This is a genomic window from Mycobacterium sp. VKM Ac-1816D, from assembly GCF_000416385.1.
Lineage (GTDB): Bacteria > Actinomycetota > Actinomycetes > Mycobacteriales > Mycobacteriaceae > Mycobacterium > Mycobacterium neoaurum_A.
Genome location: NZ_AOHQ01000138.1, coordinates 172105 through 196598 on the forward strand (window position 1 = coordinate 172105; position 24494 = coordinate 196598).

Below are 24494 nucleotides of genomic sequence, written 5' to 3' on the forward strand. Positions count from 1 at the left end.
CGCCGGCGACTCGGGGATGACTCCCGCGCCACGCGGGCGTTCGACCGACCAGGAGTGTGCAGCCCGCACCTTCGTGAGCATCGGAGAAACCATGAGCCTGGACAACCTCACCCGCGGCGACAACGGCCTCGACGAATTGGTGCCATCGCGATATGCCCTGCGCGTCGGCGATATCGACGTGTTGATCATCAGCGACGGCGTACTGCCGATCACGGCATCGACGATGGCCACCAACGCCGAACCGACCGCGTACTCGGCATGGCTGAAGGACATGTTCCTGCCGCCGGAGATCCTGGACTGGCCGCTCAACGTCGCCGTGGTGCGCAGCGCGGGCCGGACCATCCTGATCGATTCCGGTCTCGGCACCGAGTTCCCGGACTTCCCGCGGGCCGGTCAACTGGGCATGCGACTGTCCGCGGCCGGGGTGGAGCCGTCCTCGGTCACCGACGTGGTGCTGACCCACCTGCACATGGACCATATCGGCGGTCTGCTGGTCGACGGGTTGCGCAACAAGCTGCGCCCCGATCTGCGGGTGCACGTCGCCGCCGCCGAGGCCGAGTTCTGGCAATCCCCGGACTTCTCCCGCACCGTCATGCCGGCTTCGATACCGCCCGTGCTGCGACGGACCGCCAGCCAGTTCCTCGACCTCTACCGCGGCCGACTGCGCACATTCGAGGACGTCTACGAGGTGGCACCGGGAGTTGTGTTGCGGCGCACCGGTGGACACACCCCCGGGCACAGCGTCGTGCGTATCGAGTCGGGAGGCGAGGCGCTGACATTCGCCGGTGATGCGGTGTTCCAGCCGGGGTTCGACAACCCCGAGTGGCAGAACGGGTTCGAACACGATCCCGAGGAGGCGACCCGGGTCCGGATTGCGCTGTTGACCGATCTGGCGGCCAGCGGCGAACAGTTGGTGGCCACGCACCTTCCGTTCCCGTCGGTATGTCATGTGGCCGCCCACGGCGGGACCTTCCGCTTCGTCCCGTCGACCTGGGACTACTGACGGGCTGAGCCCGCACCCGGGCGGGCTACTCGGTGATGACACCCCACTTCGCCTCGGCTCCCGAGTGCCCGATCAGCACCACGCCGACCGTCGAGGACACACCGACCACCACGGCGAGGATCGCCACTCCGACCGCGAGCCCGCGACTCGGTCGCTCCGCGCGCGACTCCCGCACATGCTGAACCGCCTGCAGGATCGCCACGAGCAACAACCCGATCGCGAAGTAGATCATCCACTCACCGCGCTCCTCATGCAGCTCGAGGATCGCGCTGTGCTCACCTTCGCGGTTGTACAGCCACTCACCCGCCGACGTCGTCAGCGGTGTGAGCACCATGACGCCGGCAGCCAGGGCCAGCACCAGCCACACCAGACGAGTGCGTGCGGCCCGCCAGAACGCACAGAGGATGAGCAACGCGGCCGTCAATGGCGCCAGCACCACGACACCATGCACCAGCAGGGCATGAGCGGGGATTCCGGCAATAGTGGTCATGGCGTCGCTCCTCGGATATGCGCATCCAGAAGATACCCCCTCAGACCGCCGAGCGTCGCACCAAACACCCTTTCCGGCAACATGATCCGACACAGGCAAGGCTACGCTCACCCCGCCCGCCCGGGTCGGTGATCAGGCCGCCAGCGGGGTGTAGTCGGTGGTGCGCTGCCGGGCAGGCCTGCCGATGCCCTCGGCGATGGCGACGAGTTCGGCGACGGTCTTGGCCGACCCGTTCTCCGATCCGGCCATCCGCGAGATGGTCTCTTCCATCAGCGTGCCGCCGAGATCGTTCGCCCCGCCGTTGAGCATCACCTGGGTTCGCTCGACACCCAGCTTGACCCAGCTGGTCTGAATGCTGGGAATCCTGCCGTGCAACATGATTCGCGCCAACGCATGCACGGCGCGGTTGTCGCGGTGCGTCGGCCCCGGCCGCGCACCACCGGCCAGATACAGCGGCGAGGACTGGTGCACGAAGGGCAACGGAACGAACTCGGTGAAACCGCCGGTGCGATCCTGGATATCGCGCAGCACGTTCAGGTGACCCACCCAGTGCTTGGGGGTGTCGACATGCCCGTACATCATCGTCGAACTCGACCGCAGCCCCACCTCGTGCGCGGTGGTGACCACGTCGATCCACTCCGAGGCAGGCAACTTGCCCTTGGTCAGCACCCAGCGGATCTCGTCGTCGAGGATCTCCGCGGCCGTACCCGGAATGGAGCCGAGGCCCGCCGCGCGCAATTCGGTCAACCATTCGCGCACCGACAACCCGCTGCGGGTGACGCCGTTGGCGATCTCCATCGGCGAGAACGCATGCACGTGCATCGAGGGAACCCTGGCCTTGACGGCCCGCACCAGATCGGCATACCCGGTGACCGGGAGCTCGGGATCGATACCGCCCTGCATGCACACCTCGGTGGCCCCGGCGACGTGCGCCTCCCAGGCGCGGTCGGCGACCTCGTCGGTGGACAGCGAGAACGCATCGGCGTCACCCTTGCGCTGGGCGAACGCGCAGAACCGGCAACCGGTGTAGCAGATATTGGTGAAGTTGATATTGCGGTTGATCACGAAGGTGACGTCATCGCCCACCACCTCATGGCGCAGCGAATCCGCCAGCGCGGCAACCGCGTCCAACGCCGGGCCGTCTGCGGTGGCCAGCGCCAGGTACTCGTCGTCGGTACAACCGCCCGGGTTGCGTTCGGCCGAACGCAACGCCGCCAACACATCGGTGTCGATACGTTCGGGCGCGCGAGCGGCGAGCTCGGACACCTTCTCCCGGATGGACTCCCAGTCCCCGAACGCGCTGTCGAGATCACTGCGGGTGTCGGTGCGCCGACCCTCCGAATCGATGGCCGTGTGCAAATCCGTGCGGCCCAACGATTCCGAGGCCTCGTCGGGTTCCTGCCAGGGTCGCCCCACCGGGTTCACATCGCGGGCCAGACCGGTCTGCGGATCGGCCAGCGCGTCGACATGCCCACGCACCCGCGGGTCGATCCAGGCCGCGCCCGCCTGCACATACTGCGGTTGCGCGGTCAGTCGCTGCACCAGGTCGTAACCGGCCTCGGCGGTCACGGCGGCCAGATCGTCGAGATTGGGCCACGGTCGCTCCGGGTTCACGTGGTCCGGCGTCAGCGGGGACACCCCGCCCCAGTCGTCGACACCGGCACCGATCAAGGCCAGGCACTCCGCCGGCGACACCAGGTTCGGCGGCGCCTGGATGCGCATCTTGGGCCCCAGCACCAGTCGCGTCACCGCGATGGTCGCCACGAAATCGTCGATACCCGCATCGGGTACACCGGCCATGGCCGTGTGGTCCTTGGCCCGGAAGTTCTGCACGATCACTTCCTGGACGTGACCGAATTCCTTGTGCGACTTACGGATCGCATGCATCGTCTCGGCCCGCTCGGTGAGCGTCTCGCCGATACCCACCAGCAGGCCGGTGGTGAAGGGGATGGAGAGCCTGCCGGCATCATCGAGGGTCCGCAACCGAACCGCGGGGTCCTTGTCCGGGCTGCCGTAGTGGGCCAGTCCCTTGGTCTCGAAAAGCCGTCGCGAGGTGGTCTCCAGCATCATGCCCATCGACGGCGCGACGGGCTTGAGCCGGGAGAGTTCGGTCCAGCTCATGACACCCGGATTGAGGTGCGGCAGCAGGCCCGTCTCCTCGAGCACCCGGATGGCCATCGCCCGGACGTAGTCCAGGGTGGAGTCATAACCGCGCTCGTCGAGCCACTGCGCGGCCTCGTCCCAGCGCGCCTCCGGGCGGTCACCGAGAGTGAAAAGCGCTTCCTTGCAACCCAGCTCGGCGCCGCGGCGCGCTACGTCGAGGATCTCGTCGGGCTCCATGAACATGCCCTTGCCCTCGGCACGCAATTTGCCGGGGACGGTGACAAAGGTGCAGTAGTGGCATTTGTCGCGGCACAGGTGGGTCACGGGGATGAAGACCTTGCGCGAATAGCTGACCGGCAACTGTCCGGTCCCGCCACGCCGGCCGGCCGATTCCAGACCGGCGTCACGGACCCGGGCCGCGCTGGCACACAGGTCGGCAAGGTCGGCACCGCGGGCGGTCATCGCGATGGCCGCCTCGTCCACGTTGAGCGTCACCCCGTCGCGGGCGCGGCGCAGCACACGCCGCAGCGCGGACGGATTCGACTTCGGCGGGACCACCGGGCTGGGCAGATCGGAGCCGTGCTGGGGGTTCAGAGCCACTCCGGTGTAACCCCGCTGTCGGCGCGGATCATCCGCGCGTCTCACTATCTGAAACAGCTGCCACTGGCATAGAGGTCACGATAGCCTCCGACGAGACACCGCGACGCGACCCGTCCGCCGAATACCTCCCAGCTCGCTGACTAGCGCGTAAGTTATCCGACGTCGGGACTGATCACAGGAGCTGTCATGCGGTTACGCGTTCGTCCATATCTGATGGCAGGCGTCGCGGTGGTAGCCGCCGGAAGTATCTCGCTACCGTCCTCGGTGACGCCGGCCAGCGCGCCGACCGTCCGCCACGACAGCGTCGCGTTGACCGCCCAGACGCGCACCTTCGACACACTGCCGGCCGCCCTGGTTGCCGTCCGCCCGAACACACCCGACGCCGGGCCGACCGAGCTGCCGAAGCTGCTGGCCGAAGCACTGGACACCGCACCGGCCGCCCAGGCGAGCGCGCTTGCGCTACCGGGACTGGGCAACGCCATCATCGACGCCTATTACACGGTGATGCCCTGGGTGGACTGGGGCGTGAACCTGGCGGTGTACGCCACCGAGTGGATTCCGCTGGTCAACCTGTTGACCCCGCAGATCGACATCTTCTACTACTCACTGATCCGGCCGATCATCACCAGCGGCGTGTTCAACTTCGCCTACTGGGTCGGCGGCGCCCTCGACTTCAGCCAGGGGTTGACGAACTTCTTCAACGAGTCGGTGGCTGCGGCCGGCAACTTCGTCAACACCGAGATCAACTGGTTCCTGAGCTTGTTCCCGCCGCTGCCACCGTTCTTTCCCCTGGCCGCGGCGTCTCAGGCCGTGATGGCCGTCGAGGGGGCGCGCACGGCGGTGCAGATCCCCGCCACCCCCGAATCCGCACCGGAGTCTTCGGACGAGCAGCAGAGCGCGCCGGACGAGCCCGAGGCATCGACCCCGACGCCGGATTCGGCCACCCCGGAGGACGGCACCCCGGAGCCGGAGGCCGGCACCCCGAGTCCGCAGTCCCCCGTCGAGACCGGCCCGGAACCCGATATCGCCCCCGAGACATCCGGCCAGATCGATGACGAAGACGTCTCTGATGAGGCCGACGAGCAACAGGACGACCTCCGGGAGACGCTGCGCGAAGAACTGCGCGAGCAGGCCGCCCCGCAGGCGGGTGGCCTCGACACGGACGATATCGGCACCTCCGCCGGTGCGGACGAGAAGGCCGGCGGCAGCGTGGAGAACTCGACCGGTGACCGCACGAGCCCCGGCGATGACACCAAGCCCACCGACCGCGCCGCCGGGAACGGCACGTCGGACACCGGGGGTTCCGAAAGCTGACCTGCGGTCAGAGGTGGCGACGCAGCACTGCCGCCGGCGGCAGTAGCCCGCCGACGATCAGCAGGAGCACCGCGTAAGCCATCACACCTGCGCCGTCGAACACCACGTCCCCGCCCGGGCCGCCGAGCGCCAGCCCCAGCACGGTGGCCAGCCAGGCCCACATCGGCACGGCCGCGAGTCGGGGCGAGGATGTCCACTGCAAGGCCACCCACACCAGCGCCGCGTTGACCGCGCCACTGACCACCACGGTGATCGGGAAGGGCACCGCGCCGATGCGCAGCGGGAGAAAGAACGCCGAAACGAGCGCTGTCAGCACACCGTCGAGGGCGAGCACACCGAGGACGACGGGCGGCAGCCAGGCCGGCCCGTCCGCATGATCGGCCCTCAGGTCGGGATGCTGTCGAGCAGTGCGACCAACGAGCCGACGACCCACTGGAAGTTGTCGGCGCGATCCTGCTGATGCTGCAGGTTGGGATCCAAGTCCGGGTCCATGACGGTGACCATACCGCGTCCGCGCCCGGCTATTGCAGATTCAGCCCAGCCAACAGATCGGATTCGACACCGTCGGCCCCCCGGTCGCCCGCGACCAGGACGTAATGCTCGATGCCCCACAGCGGCAGCGCGATCTTGTTCGACAGCGCCAGGGAGCGCCCGTCCGGGGCGACCATCACCTGGGTGGCGTGGGCACGCAGGGCCGCGGCCTTGGCAGGCAGGTGGTCGGTCGCGTCGATGACGGCGTCGACCTGATCGTCGGGGAATCCGAAGGTGAAGTCCTCGGCCTTGATGACCACCCAATCCTCGGGCGGGGTACCGATGTTGCGGAACCCCTCGACGAACCCGGACACCGCCATGACCGTCCAGTAGAACTTCGGCACCGCCCACCCGGCCTCGGCGGCCGCGGCCACGGCGGCGGTGCTGACCTCGTGCACCCGGATGTGGTCGGGATGGCCGTACCCGCCGTTGGGGTCGTAGCCGACCACGACATGCGGACGGAAATCGGTGATGACGGCGACCAACTCGGCCACTGGATCGGCCAACGGCGCCGCCACGAAGCTCTGCCGGTGCCGGGCCGGCGTGCCGGGCATACCGGAGTCCCGCCAGCGGCCCGCTCCGCCGAGATAGTGCGGGGCCCCGACGCCGAGGGCGGCCAGCGCCGCGGTCAGCTCGCCGACCCGGTAGCCGCCGAGCTGATCGGCGTGGTCGACGGCCAGTCCGCCCCACTGCTCGCCGATGACCTCGCCCTCCTCGCCCATCGTGCAGGTGACCACCCGCACGTCGGCACCGGCGGCGGCATACTTGGCGATCGTCGCTCCGGTGGTCAGCGATTCGTCATCGGGGTGGGCATGGACAAAGAGAAGCCGCGGCGTTTCCACTCCCCTAGGTTTACCGTGTGCCGCCACCCGATGCGAGACGCCGAGGTCTGCAGTTCGGTTGCGCGATCCTGGCGACCGGCCTGCTCGCCGGCGTGGCGGGGGCGGCGACCACCGTGGCGCTGCACGGAATCGAGCACCTGACCTATCACTACCGGTTCGGCAGCCTACTCGAGGGTGTGAGCGCCAGCGATCCGCTGCGGCGCGTCCTCGGGCCTGCGGTCGGCGGTGTGCTCGCCGGGCTGGGCTGGTGGTGGCTGCGGCGGCGCACCGCGGTGCCCGGGCTGTCCGCCTCGATTGCCTCGCACCGGCCGCTGGCCCGCGGCCCGATGGCCGTCGACGCCGGACTGCAGGTGCTGGTGGTCGGGTCCGGGGCATCGCTGGGCCGCGAAGGTGCACCGCGCCAGTTGGCCGCGGTACTGGCCGACGCCGCCACCGCGCGGCTGGATCTGACTGCGCGGGACAAGGAGATCCTGCTGTTCTGCGCCGCCGGTGCCGGGCTGGGCGCGGTGTACAGCGTGCCGTTGGGCGGTGCCCTGTTCACCATCAGCATCCTGGCGCGCAGCTGGCACCCGCGGGTGGTGGGCACCGCATTGATCACCTCGAGCCTCGCGGTGGCCGTCGCCGCCCCGGTCACCCACCTGGAGCACTCACTGCGCTGGCCCGACGCAGGCCTGTCCTACCTGTTCGTCGCCCTGGCCATCCTGATCGCACCGTTGTCCGCCGGTGTCGCGGCAATGTTCCTCCGTGTCACCGCAACCCGCGGCGCACCGCCTGCAGGGCGGTGGCTGGTGCCTGCCATCGCCGGTGCGGGTCTGCTGACCGGCATCTGCTCACTGTGGTGGCCGCAGCTGCCCGGTAACGGGCACAGCATCCTGGTGGTCAGCATCGACACCCAGCTGAGCATCCCCTCCGCGCTGGCGATCCTGTTACTCAAACCCGTTCTGACGGCACTGTTCCTGCGCGCGGGTGCCGTCGGCGGTCTGCTCACACCGGCGCTGGCCACCGGCGCTGCCGCGGGATGCCTTGTGGCACTGCTGATCAACGAGCTCACGCCGATGACGGGAGTCCACGTCAACACCGCGGCGCTGGCGTTGACGTGCGCGGCCGGGGTGCTGGCGATCACCCAACGCTCACCGGTCTTCGCCGCGGTGTTCGTCTGGGAGTTGGCACACCCACCGATCTGGTTGCTCGCGGTGTTCGCCCTTGCGGCCTTCACGGCCACCCAGGTGTGGCACCGCACCGCCGATCGTGCGTGATCGGTACGGTCGAGGGCATCGGCCACCCACCGGAAGGACTACCTGATGGGAACGAACTTCTACTCGGCGGTGCCATCGGCATCCGGGCACGCATTGTCCGCACTGGCCGCGACCGGTGGCACCCGGGTCGGGGTGCACCTCGACCCGATCTACACCTGGGCCAGGGACCCCGATCCGGCGCGCCGGGTCGGGCTGGTCAGCGGTGGCGGGGCGGGCCACGAACCCATGCACGCCGGTTTCCTCGGTCGCGGCGGGCTCGATGCGGTCTGTCCCGGTGAGGTGTTCACCTCACCGCACAATCGCCAGATCCACGCGGCGAGTGCGAAAGTCGCCGGCGACGGTGGCGTACTGCACATCGTCAAGAACTACACCGGCGACGTGCTGAACTTCGCGATCGCCGCCGAACGATTGCGCGCGGACGGTATCGAGGTCGATCGCGTGCTCGTCGATGACGATCTCGGTTCGCAGGGCCAGGATGTCGGCAGGCGGGGCACCGGCGCGACGGTGGTGGTGGAGAAGATCCTCGGCGCCGCCGCCGATCGCGGTCTCTCGCTACCCGAGCTTGTCGAGCTGGGTCAGGCGGTCGTCGCATCATCGCGCTCGCTGGCGGTGGCTCAGCGCGCCTGCACCCCGCCCGGCGCGGACCGGCCCGCCTTCGATGTGGCACCAGGGACCCTGGAATACGGCGTCGGTATCCACGGTGAGGCGGCCCGTGAGTCGATCGTCCGCCCCGAGTTGGACGCGCTGGTGACGCGGATGGTCGGTGAGCTGCTCGATGATCTCGACATCACCGACGCCGGGGTTCTCGTCCTGGTCAACGGCCTCGGCGGCACCGGGGATCTGGAGCTGTGGCATGTGCTGGCCGAGGTCGCGCGGGCATTGGCCGATCGCGGGGTGCCGCTGCGCAGTGCGGTGGCGGGCACGTTCGTCTCCGCACTGGACATGGCCGGGTTCTCGATCACCGTGACCGCGGTGGGCGACGAGCAATGGCTCCAGGACTGGTGTGCACCGCATCGCACCGCCGCTCTGCCGTCGCCGGTGCCCGCCGACATGATCATCACCGGGGACCAGGCGAGGCAGCCGGCGGGTGAACCGTCGCCATGGCTCGGTCAGCTCGCCGACGACGTGGCCCGGATCCGCGAGCCACTCAACGATCTCGACCGGCGGGCCGGCGACGGGGATATCGGCACCAATCTCGACAACGCCTTGCAGGCGGCGGTCCGTCGCGGGACAGGCGCCGACGCCGACCTCACCGCCGATCTGCATTCTCTGGCAACGGCTTTCGCCGAGGACGTCGGCGGCTCCAGCGGGCCGCTGTTCGGCCTGGTCCTCGGTAGGGTCGCGGCCAGTGTCCACGCGAAAGGCTCAGCGGGCGCGGCCGAGGGGTTGCGCGACGGGGTGGCGGCGATCACCCGCGCCGGGGGCGCGCGCGTCGGTGATCGCACCATGGTCGACGCGCTGCATCCGGCGGGCTGGGACGGCAAGTCGCCACGGGGCGCGCTCGACGACGACGCGCTGACCGCCGCCCTCGACGGTGCGGCCGCGACCAGTTCGATGGTCGGCAAGCGCGGGCGGTCCAGCTATGTCGGCGACAAGGCGATCGGCACCACCGATCCCGGCGCACTGGCCGTCGTCGTGGTGCTCACCGCCATCGTCGAGCGCATCGACGGCCGGCGCCGGGATGTGCGGTGCGCGCCAAGCTCGCCGAATTGATCGACGGCTGAGCGTCAGGGCTGTTTGACCCACTTGCCCGCGTCGCCGACGATACCGACCGGCACCGCTCCGCTCAGGCTCACCCCGGCGACATGCGGGCCGGCGGCCACGATGGTGGTGTCCTGCAGGATGGGCAGCACCGTGGCCATCTCCCACAGCCGCGGTTCGACGGCGTCGATCACCTTCCCGATCTCCTCGGTGCCGCGCAGCGCGGCATCGATCCTCGGTTGGATGCCGCGGTCGCAGATCCCGGTCAGGTTACTGGGCGCCTGCACCAACTCTCCTGGACCACTGGGCGTTTGGGGCGCGGTCGTAACGGTCGTCGTCGGCGTTGTCGGTGCCGTGGTCGTCGGCGGTTTGGGCGGCGGCGCCGGGCTGGCAGGGGTGCCGGAGGTGGGCGTCGTGGTGGTCACCGTGACGCTGGGGGTGGGCGTGACGGTCGAGACGGCGGTGGCCTCCAGCGCCGGGCAGCCATAGCGCGAGGCCAGTGCGGTGGCCAGATCGCCGCCGGCATGATGCCAACCGACGATCGCGTCGACCGAATTGTCGACCAGCGCATCGCCATAGAGCTTCACCGGGTCCAGCGCGGACACCGAGGCCGTGATGCCGACACTGCGCAACTGGTCGGCGGCGGTGTTGGCGACGGCGATCGAGGTGGGGTCGTTGGCGGCCACACCGAGCACCAATGTCAGCGGTTCGCCGTCGCGCATGAGCTGACCGCGCGCTTCATCGGGCGCCGGTGTTCCCGGCGTCGCCGTCGCGGTGGGAGATACCGGGGTGATCTGGTACCCCGAGTCGGCAAGTAGGGCCAGCGCATCCTGCTGGCTCATCGCCTGCGGGGCGGTGGGCACATAACCCGGATCCGACGGGGAACGCACCTGCGATTGCGCCAGCGTCACGGTGTTGTCCGAGCCGGCGCCGACGGCGGCCAGCAGGTCGACGTCGAGCAGGCCCAGCAGCGCCTTGCGCACCCGCAGATCGGTGAGCTCCGGCTGTTGGGCGCGCAGGGTCAGTTGCATCACGCGCGGCGTGACGATCCGGGCGGTGCGCACATCCGGGATCGCCGACAGCTGGGCGAACGCGGCCTGCCCACCGTGCACCTGGGCTACCTGGGTGTCGCCGTTTCGAATCGAATCGGCCAGGGCGGCAGGTGATCCGCCCCGCCGGAACAGGATCTGGTCGGGGGCGGCGGGCTGACCCCAGTATCGGTCGTTGCGGGCGAGCATGATCTCGTCGCGCTGCGGGTCGATGCTCTCCACCCGGAACTGGCCACCGGTGACCGGCAGGGCGCGCACCAGCCCGGCACCGAAGCTGCCGGGCATGTCCTTGACGATGTGCGCGGGCAGGATGTTGTTGAACAGCTCGCGCCAGGCGGGATAGGGCTGGGCGAACGTCACCACGGCGGTCTTCCCGCCCTCGACCGACTGGACCCCGGTGATCAGGTCATAACCCGCCGGGTCGACGACCCCGGGAACGCTGACCATCTGGCGCCACAGGTACCAGAAGTCGTCGGCACCGATGGGCGCGTTGTCGGTCCAGGCCGCTTCGGGGCGGATCTTGTAGGTGACCGTGAATGGTTCCTCGTTGGTGACCTCCGCCGAGATCAGCAGGGTGGGGTCCATCTCCCAGCGGGACCCGGTGGGCGTGTTCGCGTCCGGGATCGGCCGGAACGAACTGGGCAGCACCAACGCGGCGACGGCGGCGTTCACCGAGGACTGGTCCGAGAGCAGATGCGGGTTGAACCCGGCGCCGATCGCGTCGATGGCCATGATGATCTGCATGGCCTTCGCCGGCGGTGGTGGCGGGGTCTGCGTCGTCTCGGTGCTCTGCGGGGCCGGCGGCGGGCTGACCGTGCAGCCCACCAGCAGCAACGCCGACAGGACGGCGACAGTGGTGGTGAGTCGTCGGGCTGTCGGCACGCCGTTCAGGGTATCCGGCGGTACCGCCGGACCTCGCCCAGACGGTCTACAGGCCGGTATCGGTGATCACCGATACCGTCGTGGCCTGGGCATTCACGACGTAGATCCGGCCGTCACCGACCGCGAATCGATTGGGGCCGGCGCCCACCGCGACCGGGTCGACGACGGTGTTGGACGAGGTGTCGATCACCGCGACGGTGCCGTCGCTCAGGCCCACATACACGCGGTCACCCGCCGCGGTCACGCCCAGCGACGTCGCCCCGACGTCGATCTCGCCGATCTTGGCGTAGGTCGTGGTGTCGATGACGAGGACGGTGTTGCCCCCGACGTTGGCGACGTAGAGCTGATCACCGCTGATCGCCAGCGCCACCAGCGGGTTGGTGAAGGGAGCCGTCAACACGATCGGATCGATCGCCGGCGTCGACGGGTCGACGTCGATCTGGGTGTTGTCGATGGTGTCGACGACCGTGACGGTGCCGAACACGTAGTTCGCCGCGAACAGCCGGGTGTCGGTCGCGGCCAGTCCGAAGGGGGCGATACCGACCGGCGCGGTGCCCACGACGGTGTCGGTCAGCGTATCGATGACGGTGGCGGGCGATCCCGCGTTGTCGACGTTGGCGACGTAGAGCAGCGACCCGACGAGTTGCATGTCCGATGGGCTCTCCCCCACCGGGATGACGGCAACCACGGTGTCGGTGACGGTGTCATAGGCTCGTACCGTTCCGTTGCCACCGGCCGGGGGCGATTCGCTGATGTAGAGCTTGTTGCCGACGGCGGTCAGGGTGGTCGGGTTGGTGCCGGCCTGGAACTCCCCCATCTTCGCGTTGGTCGCGGTGTCGAACACCAGCACACGACCACCGGCAGCCACATACAACCGGTCTCCGATCACCGCCGCGTCGGTCGGTGCGGCGCCCAGCTCGATGGTCGCGGTCGTTGCCGCGGTGGTCGGGTCGATGGGTGCCGCGACCGGCACCGCCACCACGTTGACCCCGTCGGTGGCCACGATGACGAAGGTGACGGTCTGCTGGGTGGCCGCGGCCGCGCGCGTGAAGACCGCTGCCGCAGGGGCGGGGTTGGCGTCGAGCCGGGCCTGCGGGTTGGGCGTGAAGGTCCATTGCCCGGTGGCAGGATCGACGGTGACCGTCCCGAGTGTCGGATCGATAGGTGCGGCAAGCGAATACGCGACCGGGTTACCGGTGCGCGAGACCACGGTGACCCGGCCGGTGACCAGCCCGCTGGCCTGGTCTGGTTCACCCACCGTGGTCACCGGCGGCACACCGCCCGGCACGGTGACCACGATGCTGACCGTGGCGCTGTTACCGGTCACGGCACCGTCATCTGCGCTGTAGGTGAAGAAGTCGGTACCGCTGAAATTGTCGTCCGGGGTGTAGGTGAACGATCCGTCCGCCGCCAGCGTCACATCACCGTGGCTCGGCCCCGTAACCAGCTGCGCCGCAAGAGGTGTGGTGCCGTCATCGGTGTCATTGGCCAGAATCCCGGAACCCACCGGCACCACCAGGGTGGTGGCTTCGGCCGTGGTGTAGGAGTCGTCGACTGCGACCGGGGGCTGATTGGGCTGCGCCACCGGCGTCACCGTCAGTGTCACGGTGGCGGGCCCGCTCGCGGCGAACCCGTCATCGGCGCGGTAGCTGAACGAATCGGCGCCGCCGAAGCCGGCGGTCGGGGTGTAGGTGAACGACCCGTCGGAGTTCAGCGTCAGCGTCCCGTGGGACGGGCCCGTCACCAACCGGGCCGTGACCGGATTGCCGTTGGCATCAGTGTCATTGGCCAGCACACCGTCGCCCGTCGCCACGGTGAGTGCGGCGTCTTGCATGGTGCTGTAACCGTCCGCGCGCGCCACCGGCGGTGCGTTGAACAACCGGGCGATGATGTTCTGCAGCCCGGCCACCAGATTGGACAGGGCCGTGCTGATGAAGGTCCCGATACCGTTGATGATGCGGCCGACCGTCGTACCGATGACCTCGAACAGGTTCGGCGCGGCGCCGGCCGCCGATGTGGCGGCGCCGACGGGTGCGGTGGCCGTCGGTGACACCGTGCGCGCGGCGACCGGCGACCCGGCGCCGGTCGCTGATTCGCTGTCGGCGGCGACCTCACGGCGGGCGAAGGACAGGGCCGCCCAGAGCAACGGTGCCCCGACCTGACCCCATGGATCATTCGATGCGGCGGGCGCACCGGAGGTGGCGATGACGGCCAGGGAATTATCTTGCACCGCAGCAGATTCGGGGATCAGCTTGGCCTGCAGCGTCGCCGCGGCGCCCAGCTCGTGCAGCGGCACCGGCGCCACCTCTAGGGGCGGCTGCGCTGACGTCGATTCGAGCTCGAGAAAGGGTTCGAGGGGTGCTGGTTCGGTGACGGACAGTTCGGTGGTCGCCCCCTCGACCGGGTCCTGGCCGTGATCATCCTCGTGCGCGTCGCCGGTGATCGGTGCCCGCTCCTGCGACCGCTCGCGCTGACGGTTCGGCTCGGCATCGTCGGGCGGCTCGAGCTCCTCGGCGGACTCGTCGGCGGCCTCGCCCTCGCCGGTGGACTCGGCGACGGGGTCGGCTGATGGTCGCTCGGAGTCGTCCTCACCACCGATTCCCGATGTCTGACCGGGATCCGGTGTGGCCGTGTCGACGCCGCCGGCGTTCGCGGAGTCGGCGGTGTTCGGGGCGTCCTCGGCGTGCGCCACCGCAGCGCTCAGCCCACTGGAGAGCGCCACCCCCACCCCGAGCGCCACGGCGAGTGCGCCCGCCCGGCCGATGGGCCGGCGCAACGGTGCCGCCGGTTCCTTGCGATGCCGCCCGATATCAGATCGCTGTGCCATCGGATGCCCCCTCCGCCCCGCCCGGACGTTGCGAAGCGTAACGCGATCAGCGCCGCACGAACGGCCCTTTCGACGATATCGAGCGTTTGCTCAGCCCGATGCAGCACCGTAACGGCTGACACCGCGTGGCCGATCGAGCGAGCAAATCCGTTCGCGCGACAGCGTTTTCAACGGACCTCGATCCAGCGACCTCCGACCATCGGCATCCGTCGAAGATTTGCCGATCGCAAAGATCTGCCGGTCGATCCGCGCCGCAGGTCAGGAGTTCTGCTGTTTGGCTCGCGACTTCGCGCGCGCCCGCAGGCTCGCCGTCAGCTCCACCTTGCGCACCCGCACGATCTCCGGAGTCACCTCCACGCACTCGTCCTCGGCGCAGAACTCCATGGCCTGCTCCAGACCGAGTTCCAGCGGCCGGGCCAGCGTCTCGAACACATCGGCCGTCGACGACCGCATGTTGGTGAGCTTCTTCTCCTTGGTGGCGTTGATGTCGAGGTCCTCGGCGCGCGGGTTGATCCCGACGACCTGGCCCTCGTAGGTGTCCTGGCCCGGCTCGACGAAGAACTGGCCGCGGTCGGCCAACTGGGTCATCGCGAACGGGGTGATCTTGCCGGAACGGTCCGACACCAGCGACCCGGTGTGGCGGGCCCGGATCTCGCCGGCCCACGGCCGGTAGCCGTCGAACACGGCGTTGGCGATACCGGTGCCGCGGGTGATCGTCAGGAAGTCGGTGCGGAACCCGATCAGTCCGCGGCTGGGCACGATGAAGTCCATCCGAACCCACCCGGCGGCATGGTTGGTCATGTCTTCCATGCGGCCCTTGCGGGCGGCCATCAACTGGGTGATGGCGCCGACGAACTCCTCGGGAGTATCGATCGTCATCGCCTCGAACGGCTCGTGCAGCTTGCCGTCGATGGTCTGGGTGACCACCTGCGGCTTGCCGACGGTCAGTTCGAAGCCTTCGCGGCGCATCTGCTCGACAAGGATGGCCAGCGCGAGCTCACCACGTCCCTGGACCTCCCAGGCGTCCGGCCGGCCGATGTCGACGACCTTGATCGACACGTTGCCGACCAGCTCGGCGTCCAACCGGCTCTTGACCATCCGCGCGGTCAGCTTGTGCCCGGACACCTTGCCCGCCAGCGGCGAGGTGTTGGTGCCGATGGTGACCGAGATGGCGGGCTCGTCGACCGTGATGCGGGGCAGCGCATGCGCGTGCTCGGTATCGGCAAGGGTGTCGCCGATCATGATTTCCGGCATACCGGCGACGGCGACGATATCGCCGGCGATCGCTTCGTCGGTCGGGGTGCGCTCGACACCGACGGTGACGAGCAGTTCGGTGATCTTGGCGTTGGTGATGACGGGATGCCCGTCGACCTCACGCATCCAGGCGACCTGCTGGCCCTTCTTCAGCCTGCCCTTGTAGATGCGGACCAGCGCCAGACGACCGAGGAACGCCGAGGCGTCGAGGTTGGTGACCAGGGCCTGCAGCGGGGCGTCCGGATCGCCCTGCGGCGGCGGGATGTGCTCCATCAGCACGTCGAACAGTGGGTCGAGGTTCTCCCCGTCGGGGTTCTGCCCGTTGGCCGGTTCGGTGGTGCTGGCGATGCCTGCGCGACCGGATGCGTAGAGCACCGGCAGACCGAGAGCGAACTCGGCGGCTGTCTGCGCCTCGTCGTCGAGGTCGGAGGCCACATCGAGCAGCAGGTCGTGGCTCTCCGAGACCACCTCGGCGATCCGGGCGTCCGGGCGGTCGGTCTTGTTGACCACCACAATCACCGGCAGGTGTGCGGCCAGCGCCTTGCGTAGCACGAAGCGGGTCTGGGGCAGCGGGCCCTCGGAGGCGTCGACCAGCAGCACGACACCGTCGACCATGGACAGGCCGCGCTCCACCTCGCCACCGAAGTCGGCGTGGCCGGGGGTGTCGATGACGTTGATCACCGTCATGGTGCCGTCCGGGTTCTGCCGGTGCACCGCGGTGTTCTTGGCCAGGATGGTGATGCCTTTTTCTTTCTCCAGGTCACCGGAGTCCATCAGGCGTTCAACGGCATCATCGCCACGGTGCGACAACGCACCGGACTGCCGCAGCATGGCGTCGACCAGCGTTGTCTTACCGTGGTCAACGTGCGCGACGATGGCTACGTTGCGAAAGTTAGGGCGAGAATCCACGTCAGTGATTGTCGCAGTGTGAGTACCCGATCACGAAAACGACGGGATTCAGCGGAAGGCGTGCGTGAAGAAGCTGCTCTTGGCCAAGCCGAAGAAAAAGTGCTGCCGTAGCAAGCCCCGGTGCAAGAAGTGCCCGCTGGTCCTGCACAAGGTACAGAAGGCGGCGCACAACGGGATACGGGGCAAGGATCTGGAGAAGGTGTACAAGCTCGCCAGAAAGGCCTAGTGAGCTGCGGTGATGCGGGTTTCACCCGGGAGCACCCCCGCATCGCGACGGCCCTGTCGACGGTATCCGGGCGGCGGTGTGGACACCGCCCACGGTGGCCCCGGCCACGCCCGTGCGAGCCGGCCACATCGCCGGCCGCACACCGGTCGCGACGATCCTCCAGGCGGCCCCGCGCACCGCTCGGAATGTGCCGCATGTCACTACCGGCGGGCTCGCGACCGAGAGTCTCCGACGGCACCCGCAGCGGTGTTGCCGGCAACCCGACACCGCGCCCGCCGGTGCACATCGGCGGAGGAGAGCGCGCCGCTGAGCAAACCTGACGGCGGCCAATGGACCGTCGATTGACGGGCATTCGCACACGCCCTGCTACTGAGAACTTCTCAGATTCCCAATTACCCTGCTCGTCAATACATCTCGGGCAGCAAAGCCGTACACGCGACCCGAAGGCGCCAATCGGCGAGGCCCCTGATGGTAACGTTCGCCGTTCCTGAGCGACGAGTAGAGCGACCATATTGGTCCGATGTGACGAAGGGTTCGAGCCGATGCCGGAGAACACCAGAAGCGTGTGGCGCCTCGCCACCAAGATGACCGCCATGGGCCTGGGCACCGCTGCCGTCGCCGCCGCGTTCGCCACCGTCGGCGCGGCCACCGCCGCCGCGGACGTCAAAGAGATCACCCCGCGGCCCAACGTGACCAGTCGGCAGGCTTCGGAGTTCGACAAGAACGCGTTGCGTCGCTCGGGTCACGGTGTCGCGCGTGGCGCGCTGGCCGACAACCGTCGCGCCGACGGCGGCGGCATCCAAACCCAGGGCGAGGTCCGCGACGGCGTCATCGCCGTGCCCGGCACCACCTCCAACCCCTTCGGCGTGCGCCCCAACGGTCAGTTCCGGCGCGGCGCACCGCTGGGCAGCTGGTAGCAAACACCGTCAAAAAGAACCCTCAGCTCAACGCGGCCGTCAGCTCGGGTATCCAGGCACGGTCGGCAGGCACCCAGGCCAGCCCGTCGAGGTCGGCGGCACGCACCCAGCGCAATGCCTGGTGGTCATGGGGATGCGGACTTCCCGACCGCAGGGTCACCAGATGGGCGCGCATCGTCATCGTCGGGCTCAGCACCACCTGCGCGGCCAGCGGGTCGCCGACGCTGACCTCGACACCGAGTTCTTCGCGCAATTCACGGGTCAGCGCGTCGGCTTCGCTCTCTCCGGGCGCCACCTTGCCGCCGGGCAACTCCCACAGCCCGCGCAGTTCGACGGGACGTAGCCGCTGGGCCACCAGCAGCGCGCCGCCGGAAATCAGCGCACCCGCAACGACGATCTGCTCGGTCATCGGGTCCGACGGTATACCGTCGGATCCATGGCTGTATTGACCGACGACCGCGTCGACGCGGTGCTGGGCGAGCTGAACGGCTGGGAGCGGTCCGAGGGCGCGTTGCGCAGATCGGTGGAGTTCCCGACGTTTCTGGACGGTATCGGCGCGGTCAGCCGCATCGCCGAGCTCGCCGAACGAAAAGACCACCATCCCGACATCGATATTCGTTGGCGCACAGTAAAACTGGCGCTGGTCACGCATTCCGAAGGCGGGATCACGGACAAGGATGTGGAGCTGGCGAAGGCGATCGATCAGCTGCTCGTCGACTGAACGGGCGGCTGCGGGCGGCCAACCACCCGAGGGTGAGCACGGTGGCCACCGGGTAGACCAGACCCGCCCAGGCCAGCTGCCACGGCCTGCCGATCTCCCAGATGGTCGGCTGGGCGAAGCTCAGCAACCAGGGCACGCCGATCAGCGTCAGCACCAACCAACCCCAGCCGAGCACCCGGGCACCCAGGCTGTCGCGCAACGGTCCGTGCACCATCCAGATCATCAACGGGATCAACCACACCCAGTGATGCGTCCACGAGATCGGCGACAACAACAGCCCGAACAGCTGCACGATGAGGATGCCGCCGAGGCGATCACCGGTGCCGACCGCGCGCCATGCGAGGACGGCGAGTACGGCGGTGAGCGCAAGGGCCACCAGCACGGCAGGCCCGTACCCGGCGTCATGGCCCACGATGCGCGAGATGGCGCCGCGCCATGACTGGTTGAACGAGGTGCCGATGGGCCCGACCCGGCTTGCGTCGCCGAGCAGATCGGTGAAGTAGTAGCGGGCCTGCTCCCCGACCACCAGAGCCGACACGCCGATGGTGGCCGCGAACACCACGGCCGAGAACACCGCGACACCCCAGCGCCGCACCCCCACGAAGTACAGACCCGCTACCGCGGGGGTCAGTTTGACACCGGCGGCCAGGCCGACCAGCAGACCCGACAACCACCATCTGCTGCTCTGCACCGCCCACAGCACGGCCAGCACCAGCACCACGTTGATCTGGCCGTAGTCGAAGGTGCTGCGCAGAGGTTCGGTCCAGATCCCGACGGCGGTCCAGGCCATGGCCGGCCGGGTATCGGTGCAGCCCAGCAGGTTCAGACTGATGCGCACCACACCGTAGAGGGCGGCGAAGATGCCGAGTTGCCAGATGAACGCCACCAGGGCAAAGGGCAACAGGCTCAGCGGGTAGAAGACCACGGCGGCGAACGGCGGGTAGGTGAACGGCAGCGGGAAGTCCGGGGTCTGCTCGGCGTAGACGTAGTCATACAGCGCGCCCGGGGTTTCCAGCGTGTCGGCGCCGCCCACGTAGACGTGCAGATCCACGAAGTTCGCCCCGTTGGGCACCAGGTAGGTCCACGCCAGCCGGGCCAGGATGCTCAACACCAACAGCAGCGGCGCCCAGCGATGGAGCTGCGCGGTCGGGGAGGTGTCACGGTCGGTGTTTACCGGCCCGACTCTATCGACCGAGACGCAGACGGTGCCGCTGCGCTCCCGCCGTAGGTGAATCCCCGACGCCCGGGGACATCAGATCCCGGCGAGGACTCGCGCTCGACGCCCGGAACGCGGTTCCGATCACCATCGGCGCACGCCTCCGTAACGGTTGAATAAACCACACTCCTGTCACTTGAGTAACACCAGTAACTCGCTACCTTCGGTTTCAGACGTGCCGCCAACGAAACGGGGAGAACCGTGTCATCTTTCAGAAAACTGTTTGCCACCAGCATGATTGCCGGTGCCGGCGCGGCCGTGGCCGCGTTGACCCTGAGCCCGGCCGCGGTGGCCGAACCGGCTCCCCCGGTGCCCAACCCGCCGGCGATCCCCGGCGCACCGAACGTGCCGTTCGCACCGCAACTGGCCAGCATCCAGACCGTCGCCCCGCAGATCATCCAGGGTTTCGCCTCGGTGCTCACCGGCGGTAACCAGGCCCCCAGCACCCTGCCGGTCGATCCGATCACCCCGGCCGGTGCTCCGCTGACCCAGGCCGCGGCCACCCTGCCCGGCGCCGTGCCTGCCGCCGCGGGCCCCGCCGCCGCTGCCGCTCCCGCCGCCGCGATGGCCGGAATGCAGAACCTGGTGCCCGGACTCGCCGGCCTGATGCCTGCCGGCACCCCGCTGGCGGGTCTGCTCCCCGCGACCGGCGTCGCTCCCGCCGCGGCACCGGCAGCACCGGGTGCACCCGCCGCACCGGCGGCGGGCCTGCCCAACCCCTCGGATGCCGCCCAGTCGCTGGTGCCGATGTTCGTTCCGCTGTCGGGCCTGCCCTGATCAGCAACGCCGCCGACACAACCACCACCTAGCCAGGGGGAGACATGCCATCGATCCGGACCACGCTGACCAGTGCCACGGCCACCGCGCTCGTGATGCTGGGCGGGGGCTCGGTGATACCTGCCCACGCTGATCCGGCCGCGCCCATGCCGCTGCCGATCAACAATCTGCAGGCACCGGGATTACCGGCGATGGAGACTCTCGGACCCGCCATCCAGCAGGCCGCCGCCAACCCGGGCGATGCGGCGTCGATGCTGATGGCGGCCGCCGCCGCGTTCGCGGGAAACGCGGCGGCCCCGGCTGATTCGCAGAACCTGGCCACCGCGGTCAACCAATTCGCCGCCGCGCCGCAGGTACACACCCCTGCGGCCGGCGCGGGCGCCGAAGCGCACCTGCCCGCCGGGATCAACCCCGCCTACTCGGTGGGCCCGATCCCCGATGCCATGCCCGCGGCCCCCGAGGCCGCCGTCGACGCGCCCGTGGTCCCGGCACCCGAAGCGGTGCCCCCGGCCCCGGCCCCGGCCGAACCGCTGGCCGCGGCGGCCGCACCCGCTCCCGCGCCAGGACCGGTGCCGGCGCCCGGCGCGATGCCCGACTTCGGCCCGGACGCGCCCACCACACAAGACTTCATGTACCCGTCGATCAGCAACGGGTGCCTCAAAGACGGCGGCAACGTGCTGGCCGCCGCGATCTCGGTCGCCGGTCCGGCGAAGATTCCCGCGCCCGGCCCGGGACCCGGCCAGACCGCCTACATCTTCACCGCCATGGGCACACCGGGACCGGCCGCCGAACAGAAGCTGCCCCTCAATGTCACCTGGGTGAACCTGAGCACCGGAAAGTCCGGCACCGCGACGCTCAAACCGCAGGCCGATATCAACCCGGCAGGCCCGACCACGCTGACCGCCATCGCCGACACCGGTTCGGGCAGCATCATGTCGACCATCTTCGGTCAGGTCACCACCACCGAGAAGCAGTGCCAGTTCATGCCCACCATCGGCTCGACGGTGGTGCCCTAGATCGGCTGCCTCAGTAGGCCATGAACAGGATCATCTCGCGGTCGTACTCACGCCCGGGATGTGATTCGGACAGATGCGCCTGCGCCTTGGCGACCAGGTCGTCCTCATCGGCGCCCTGAATGGCTTCTCCGCAGGGGCAGTTCAGATGTGTCTTGGCCATATGTCCACAATCGCATACACGCCAAGATGGTGAGCATGGACACCTACGACGTCATGCGTACGACCGGCGCGGTACGCCAGTTCACCGGTGAACCGCTGCCCGATGAGACGCTGACCCGCATCCTGGACAACGCCCGGTTCGCGCCCAGCGGCGGCAACAGGCAGGGCACCCACGTCATCGTGATCCGCGACGAGGCCACCAAGTCGGCGCTGGCCGATCTGAGCGTGACGGGCGCGCGACGCTATATCGCCCAGAAGCGCCACGGCGAAAGCCCGTGGAATCCCTTGCATCCCATGGGTGTGACCGATGAGGACCTGGCCGCGGTGCAGGTGCCGCGGGCCACCCATCTGCTCGACGCCGAGGTGCTGCTGGTGATTTGCGTCGACCTCGGCGTGGTCGCGGCCTTCGACCAGGACCTCGACCGCATCGGCGTGGTGGCGGGCGCCTCGGTGTATCCGCTGGTGTGGAACATCCTGCTGGCCGCGCGGAACGAGGGCTTCGGCGGTGTCTTGACGACGATGGCCATCGCCGAGGAACCGGCGGTGAAGCAACTGCTCGCGATTCCCGATGACCACGCGCTGGCCGCGGTGCTGCCGCTGGGTAAGCCCGTCACACAGGTCCGCAGACTGACCCGCAAACCGGTCTCGGAGTTCGTCACCCGGGAGCGCTTCGACGGCCCCGCGTTCGGTTGACTCTGCGGTGACGGCGCGCGCTACTCGCACTTTCGCGCCGCAAGTGCAGAGTCAGCTGGTGTTAGGCCTGCTTCGCAGCCTTCGCGGCGGCCTTCATCTTCTTCTTGTACGCCCGCACCTCCTGCAGCGAGTCGGCGTCGACGACGTCGGCGACCGACATGTGCGTGCCCGCCTTGCCGTAATCCCCTGCCGCGGCTCGCCATCCCTTCGGCGTCACGCCATACTGCTTGCCCAGCAGCGCGAGGAAGATCCGCGCCTTCTGGTCACCGAAGCCCGGTAGCCGCTTGAGCCGGCGCAGCACCTCCGCGCCATCGGGATCTCCCTCGGTCCACAGACGGCTCACGTCACCGTCGTACTCGTCGACGATGGCCTGGGCCAGCGCCTGCAGCCGAGTGGACATCGAACCCGGGAAACGGTGGATCGCCGGGGTTTCCGAGCACAGCGCGGTGAACTCGTCGGGGTTGTAGTCGGCGATCACCCGCGCATCCACGTCACCGATGCGGTCGGCGATCTTCTTCGGCCCGGCGAACGCCACCTCCATCGGGATCTGCTGGTCCAGCATCATCCCGACCAGCAGCGCGAACGGGTTCGATTCAAGTAATGCGTCCGCCGCTGGATCTTGGGTCAGGCACAGATTCCCGGTCATGCCGGCAAGCCTACGACGTCCAGTTTCGCCAGAACCGCCGACGGCAGCGCGACTCCTGCCAGACTGGCGAACATGAGCGCAGCCTCCGCGGTGCTGCACCGGCTCGCCGAGATCAGGTCCTGGCAGGAGGACCTGTACCGCGATCTGCACCAGCACCCCGAGCTGTCCCACCACGAACACCGCACCGCACGGCTGGTCGCCGACCGGTTGCGCGCCACCGGTTACGACGTGCACGAGCGGATCGGAGGCACCGGGGTCGTCGGCATCCTGCGCAACGGCAGCGGTGGGTCGGTGCTGCTGCGCGCCGATATGGACGCGCTACCCGTCCAGGAGGCCACCGACCTGCCGTATGCAAGCTCCGCGCGCAGCGGCGACGTGCCCGTCATGCACGCCTGCGGCCACGATGTGCATGTCACCTGCCTGCTCGGCGCCGCCAGCTTGCTCGCCGAGGCCACCAAGGATTGGTCGGGGACCCTGATCGCCCTCTTCCAACCAGCCGAGGAGACCGGCGACGGTGCCCGTGGCATGGTCGAGGACGGCCTGGCCGATCTCCTCCCGCCGGTGGATGTCGCACTGGCCCAACACGTTTTCCCGATACCGGCAGGCCGGGTCGTGACGCACCCCGGCCCGATCCTGGCGGCCGCCGACAGCATCCGGATCACCGTCTACGGCCGCGGTGCACACGGTTCGATGCCGCAGTCCGGGGTCGACCCGGTGGTGCTCGCGGCGATGATCGTGCTGCGCCTTCAGACCATCGTGTCCCGGGAGGTCGCCGCCACCGACACCGTGGTCCTGACCGTCGGCGCCATTCACGCCGGCAGCAAGAGCAACGTGATCTCCGACCGCGCCGTGCTGGAGGTCAATCTGCGCACCTACGACGATGGCGTCCGCGAGACGGTGCTGGCCGCGATCCGGCGCGTCGTCACCGCCGAATGCCAGGCATCGAATTCCGCGAAGGAACCCGATTTCGAGCTGTACGACCGGTTCCCCCCGACCGTCAACGATGAAACCGTCACCGCACGGGTCGGCGACGCCTTTACCGGGTTCTTCGGCGAACGGCATGGGCCGATCGGGGCAGGCGCGGCCAGCGAGGACTTCAGCGACCTCCCCCGTGCGCTCGGCGCGCCGTACACCTTCTGGGGTATCGGCGGCATCGACGAACGGCTGTACCGCGAGGCGGTCGACTCCGGCCGTGTCGCTCAGGACATCCCGGTCAATCACTCACCAACATTCGCGCCCGTCATCCAGCCCACCTTGGACACCGGCACCCAGGCCCTCGTGGTCGCCGCGCTGGCCTGGTTGGCGACCTAGGTCCCGCCGGCGCCGGCGTCCGTTCTCCAGAACCGCGATTCCCGAGACGAT

General features: G+C 68.9%; 22 protein-coding genes. 11 read left to right on the plus strand and 11 right to left on the minus strand.

The features are described 5' to 3' along the window. The first annotated feature begins 91 nt into the window (after nucleotides 1-91). A complete protein-coding gene (locus G154_RS17640; protein ID WP_023986132.1) occupies nucleotides 92-1003 on the plus strand; it encodes an MBL fold metallo-hydrolase in 912 nt (303 codons plus the stop codon). 25 nt (nucleotides 1004-1028) lie between these two features. On the opposite strand, the gene G154_RS17645 is transcribed toward G154_RS17640, so the two are convergent. Further along, nucleotides 1029-1493, minus strand: a complete 465-nt coding sequence (locus G154_RS17645; RefSeq protein ID WP_019510515.1) for a DUF2231 domain-containing protein — start codon at nucleotides 1491-1493, stop codon at nucleotides 1029-1031. A gap of 132 nt (nucleotides 1494-1625) precedes the next feature. Beyond that, entirely contained in the window at nucleotides 1626-4196 is a 2571-nt protein-coding gene (locus G154_RS17650) for a bifunctional FO biosynthesis protein CofGH (protein WP_019510516.1), read from the minus strand. 186 nt (nucleotides 4197-4382) lie between these two features. Here G154_RS17650 and G154_RS25610 point away from each other — a divergent pair, with 186 nt between their 5' ends. After that, nucleotides 4383-5510 (plus strand): hypothetical protein, encoded by a 1128-nt coding sequence (locus tag G154_RS25610; RefSeq protein ID WP_131701319.1) that lies wholly within the window; start codon nucleotides 4383-4385, stop codon nucleotides 5508-5510. Between the two features lie 7 nt (nucleotides 5511-5517). Here the strand turns inward: G154_RS25610 and G154_RS17660 are convergent, their stop codons facing one another. Both G154_RS17660 and mshB read right to left on the minus strand, forming a co-directional pair. Continuing rightward, nucleotides 5518-5844: a hypothetical protein gene (locus G154_RS17660; RefSeq protein WP_019510518.1), complete on the minus strand. Its 327-nt coding sequence runs from the start codon at nucleotides 5842-5844 to the stop codon at nucleotides 5518-5520. Between the two features lie 187 nt (nucleotides 5845-6031). Next, nucleotides 6032-6883: an N-acetyl-1-D-myo-inositol-2-amino-2-deoxy-alpha-D-glucopyranoside deacetylase gene (mshB, locus tag G154_RS17665; protein ID WP_019510520.1), complete on the minus strand. Its 852-nt coding sequence runs from the start codon at nucleotides 6881-6883 to the stop codon at nucleotides 6032-6034. A gap of 17 nt (nucleotides 6884-6900) precedes the next feature. Here mshB and G154_RS17670 point away from each other — a divergent pair, with 17 nt between their 5' ends. Both G154_RS17670 and G154_RS17675 read left to right on the plus strand, forming a co-directional pair. Then, the gene (locus G154_RS17670) at nucleotides 6901-8139 is read left to right on the plus strand and encodes a chloride channel protein (RefSeq protein WP_019510521.1); all 1239 of its coding nucleotides are present in this window, start codon (nucleotides 6901-6903) and stop codon (nucleotides 8137-8139) included. A gap of 45 nt (nucleotides 8140-8184) precedes the next feature. Further along, nucleotides 8185-9852, plus strand: coding sequence for a dihydroxyacetone kinase subunit DhaK (locus G154_RS17675; protein WP_023986136.1), 1668 nt, complete (start codon nucleotides 8185-8187; stop codon nucleotides 9850-9852). Between the two features lie 14 nt (nucleotides 9853-9866). On the opposite strand, the gene G154_RS17680 is transcribed toward G154_RS17675, so the two are convergent. The 3 genes from G154_RS17680 to typA form a co-directional block, all read right to left on the minus strand. Continuing rightward, nucleotides 9867-11771, minus strand: a complete 1905-nt coding sequence (locus tag G154_RS17680) for an ABC transporter family substrate-binding protein (protein WP_019512738.1) — start codon at nucleotides 11769-11771, stop codon at nucleotides 9867-9869. 46 nt (nucleotides 11772-11817) lie between these two features. Beyond that, nucleotides 11818-14598, minus strand: coding sequence for an Ig-like domain-containing protein (locus tag G154_RS17685; RefSeq protein WP_019512739.1), 2781 nt, complete (start codon nucleotides 14596-14598; stop codon nucleotides 11818-11820). Nucleotides 14599-14856: 258 nt separating this feature from the next. Next, a complete protein-coding gene (gene typA / locus G154_RS17695) occupies nucleotides 14857-16761 on the minus strand; it encodes a translational GTPase TypA (RefSeq protein ID WP_023986137.1) in 1905 nt (634 codons plus the stop codon). A gap of 64 nt (nucleotides 16762-16825) precedes the next feature. On the opposite strand from typA, the gene G154_RS26530 reads away from it, so the two are divergent. Further along, nucleotides 16826-16987, plus strand: coding sequence for a hypothetical protein (locus G154_RS26530; RefSeq protein ID WP_019512741.1), 162 nt, complete (start codon nucleotides 16826-16828; stop codon nucleotides 16985-16987). Between the two features lie 542 nt (nucleotides 16988-17529). Further along, nucleotides 17530-17904 (plus strand): hypothetical protein, encoded by a 375-nt coding sequence (locus G154_RS17700; protein ID WP_019512742.1) that lies wholly within the window; start codon nucleotides 17530-17532, stop codon nucleotides 17902-17904. A gap of 22 nt (nucleotides 17905-17926) precedes the next feature. Here the strand turns inward: G154_RS17700 and G154_RS17705 are convergent, their stop codons facing one another. Next, nucleotides 17927-18313 (minus strand): (deoxy)nucleoside triphosphate pyrophosphohydrolase, encoded by a 387-nt coding sequence (locus G154_RS17705; RefSeq protein WP_023986138.1) that lies wholly within the window; start codon nucleotides 18311-18313, stop codon nucleotides 17927-17929. Between the two features lie 27 nt (nucleotides 18314-18340). Here G154_RS17705 and G154_RS17710 point away from each other — a divergent pair, with 27 nt between their 5' ends. Continuing rightward, nucleotides 18341-18625, plus strand: coding sequence for a 4a-hydroxytetrahydrobiopterin dehydratase (locus G154_RS17710; RefSeq protein ID WP_023986139.1), 285 nt, complete (start codon nucleotides 18341-18343; stop codon nucleotides 18623-18625). On the opposite strand, the gene G154_RS17715 is transcribed toward G154_RS17710, so the two are convergent. Continuing rightward, nucleotides 18570-19745: a mannosyltransferase gene (locus G154_RS17715; protein ID WP_045546537.1), complete on the minus strand. Its 1176-nt coding sequence runs from the start codon at nucleotides 19743-19745 to the stop codon at nucleotides 18570-18572. The genes G154_RS17710 and G154_RS17715 overlap by 56 nt on opposite strands. 297 nt (nucleotides 19746-20042) lie before the next feature. On the opposite strand from G154_RS17715, the gene G154_RS17720 reads away from it, so the two are divergent. Continuing rightward, nucleotides 20043-20618, plus strand: a complete 576-nt coding sequence (locus G154_RS17720; RefSeq protein ID WP_023986140.1) for a hypothetical protein — start codon at nucleotides 20043-20045, stop codon at nucleotides 20616-20618. A 44-nt stretch (nucleotides 20619-20662) separates the two neighbouring features. Next, the gene (locus tag G154_RS17725; RefSeq protein ID WP_019510837.1) at nucleotides 20663-21634 is read left to right on the plus strand and encodes a hypothetical protein; all 972 of its coding nucleotides are present in this window, start codon (nucleotides 20663-20665) and stop codon (nucleotides 21632-21634) included. Between the two features lie 10 nt (nucleotides 21635-21644). Here the strand turns inward: G154_RS17725 and G154_RS26065 are convergent, their stop codons facing one another. After that, a complete protein-coding gene (locus tag G154_RS26065) occupies nucleotides 21645-21794 on the minus strand; it encodes a hypothetical protein (RefSeq protein ID WP_019510838.1) in 150 nt (49 codons plus the stop codon). A 35-nt stretch (nucleotides 21795-21829) separates the two neighbouring features. On the opposite strand from G154_RS26065, the gene G154_RS17730 reads away from it, so the two are divergent. Further along, complete coding sequence (locus G154_RS17730; protein ID WP_023986141.1) at nucleotides 21830-22486, plus strand: nitroreductase family protein; 657 nt, start codon at nucleotides 21830-21832, stop codon at nucleotides 22484-22486. 61 nt (nucleotides 22487-22547) lie between these two features. Here the strand turns inward: G154_RS17730 and G154_RS17735 are convergent, their stop codons facing one another. Next, nucleotides 22548-23132, minus strand: coding sequence for an HhH-GPD-type base excision DNA repair protein (locus G154_RS17735; protein ID WP_019510840.1), 585 nt, complete (start codon nucleotides 23130-23132; stop codon nucleotides 22548-22550). Between the two features lie 72 nt (nucleotides 23133-23204). On the opposite strand from G154_RS17735, the gene G154_RS17740 reads away from it, so the two are divergent. Next, nucleotides 23205-24443, plus strand: coding sequence for an amidohydrolase (locus G154_RS17740; RefSeq protein WP_019510841.1), 1239 nt, complete (start codon nucleotides 23205-23207; stop codon nucleotides 24441-24443). Nucleotides 24444-24494 lie beyond the last annotated feature (51 nt).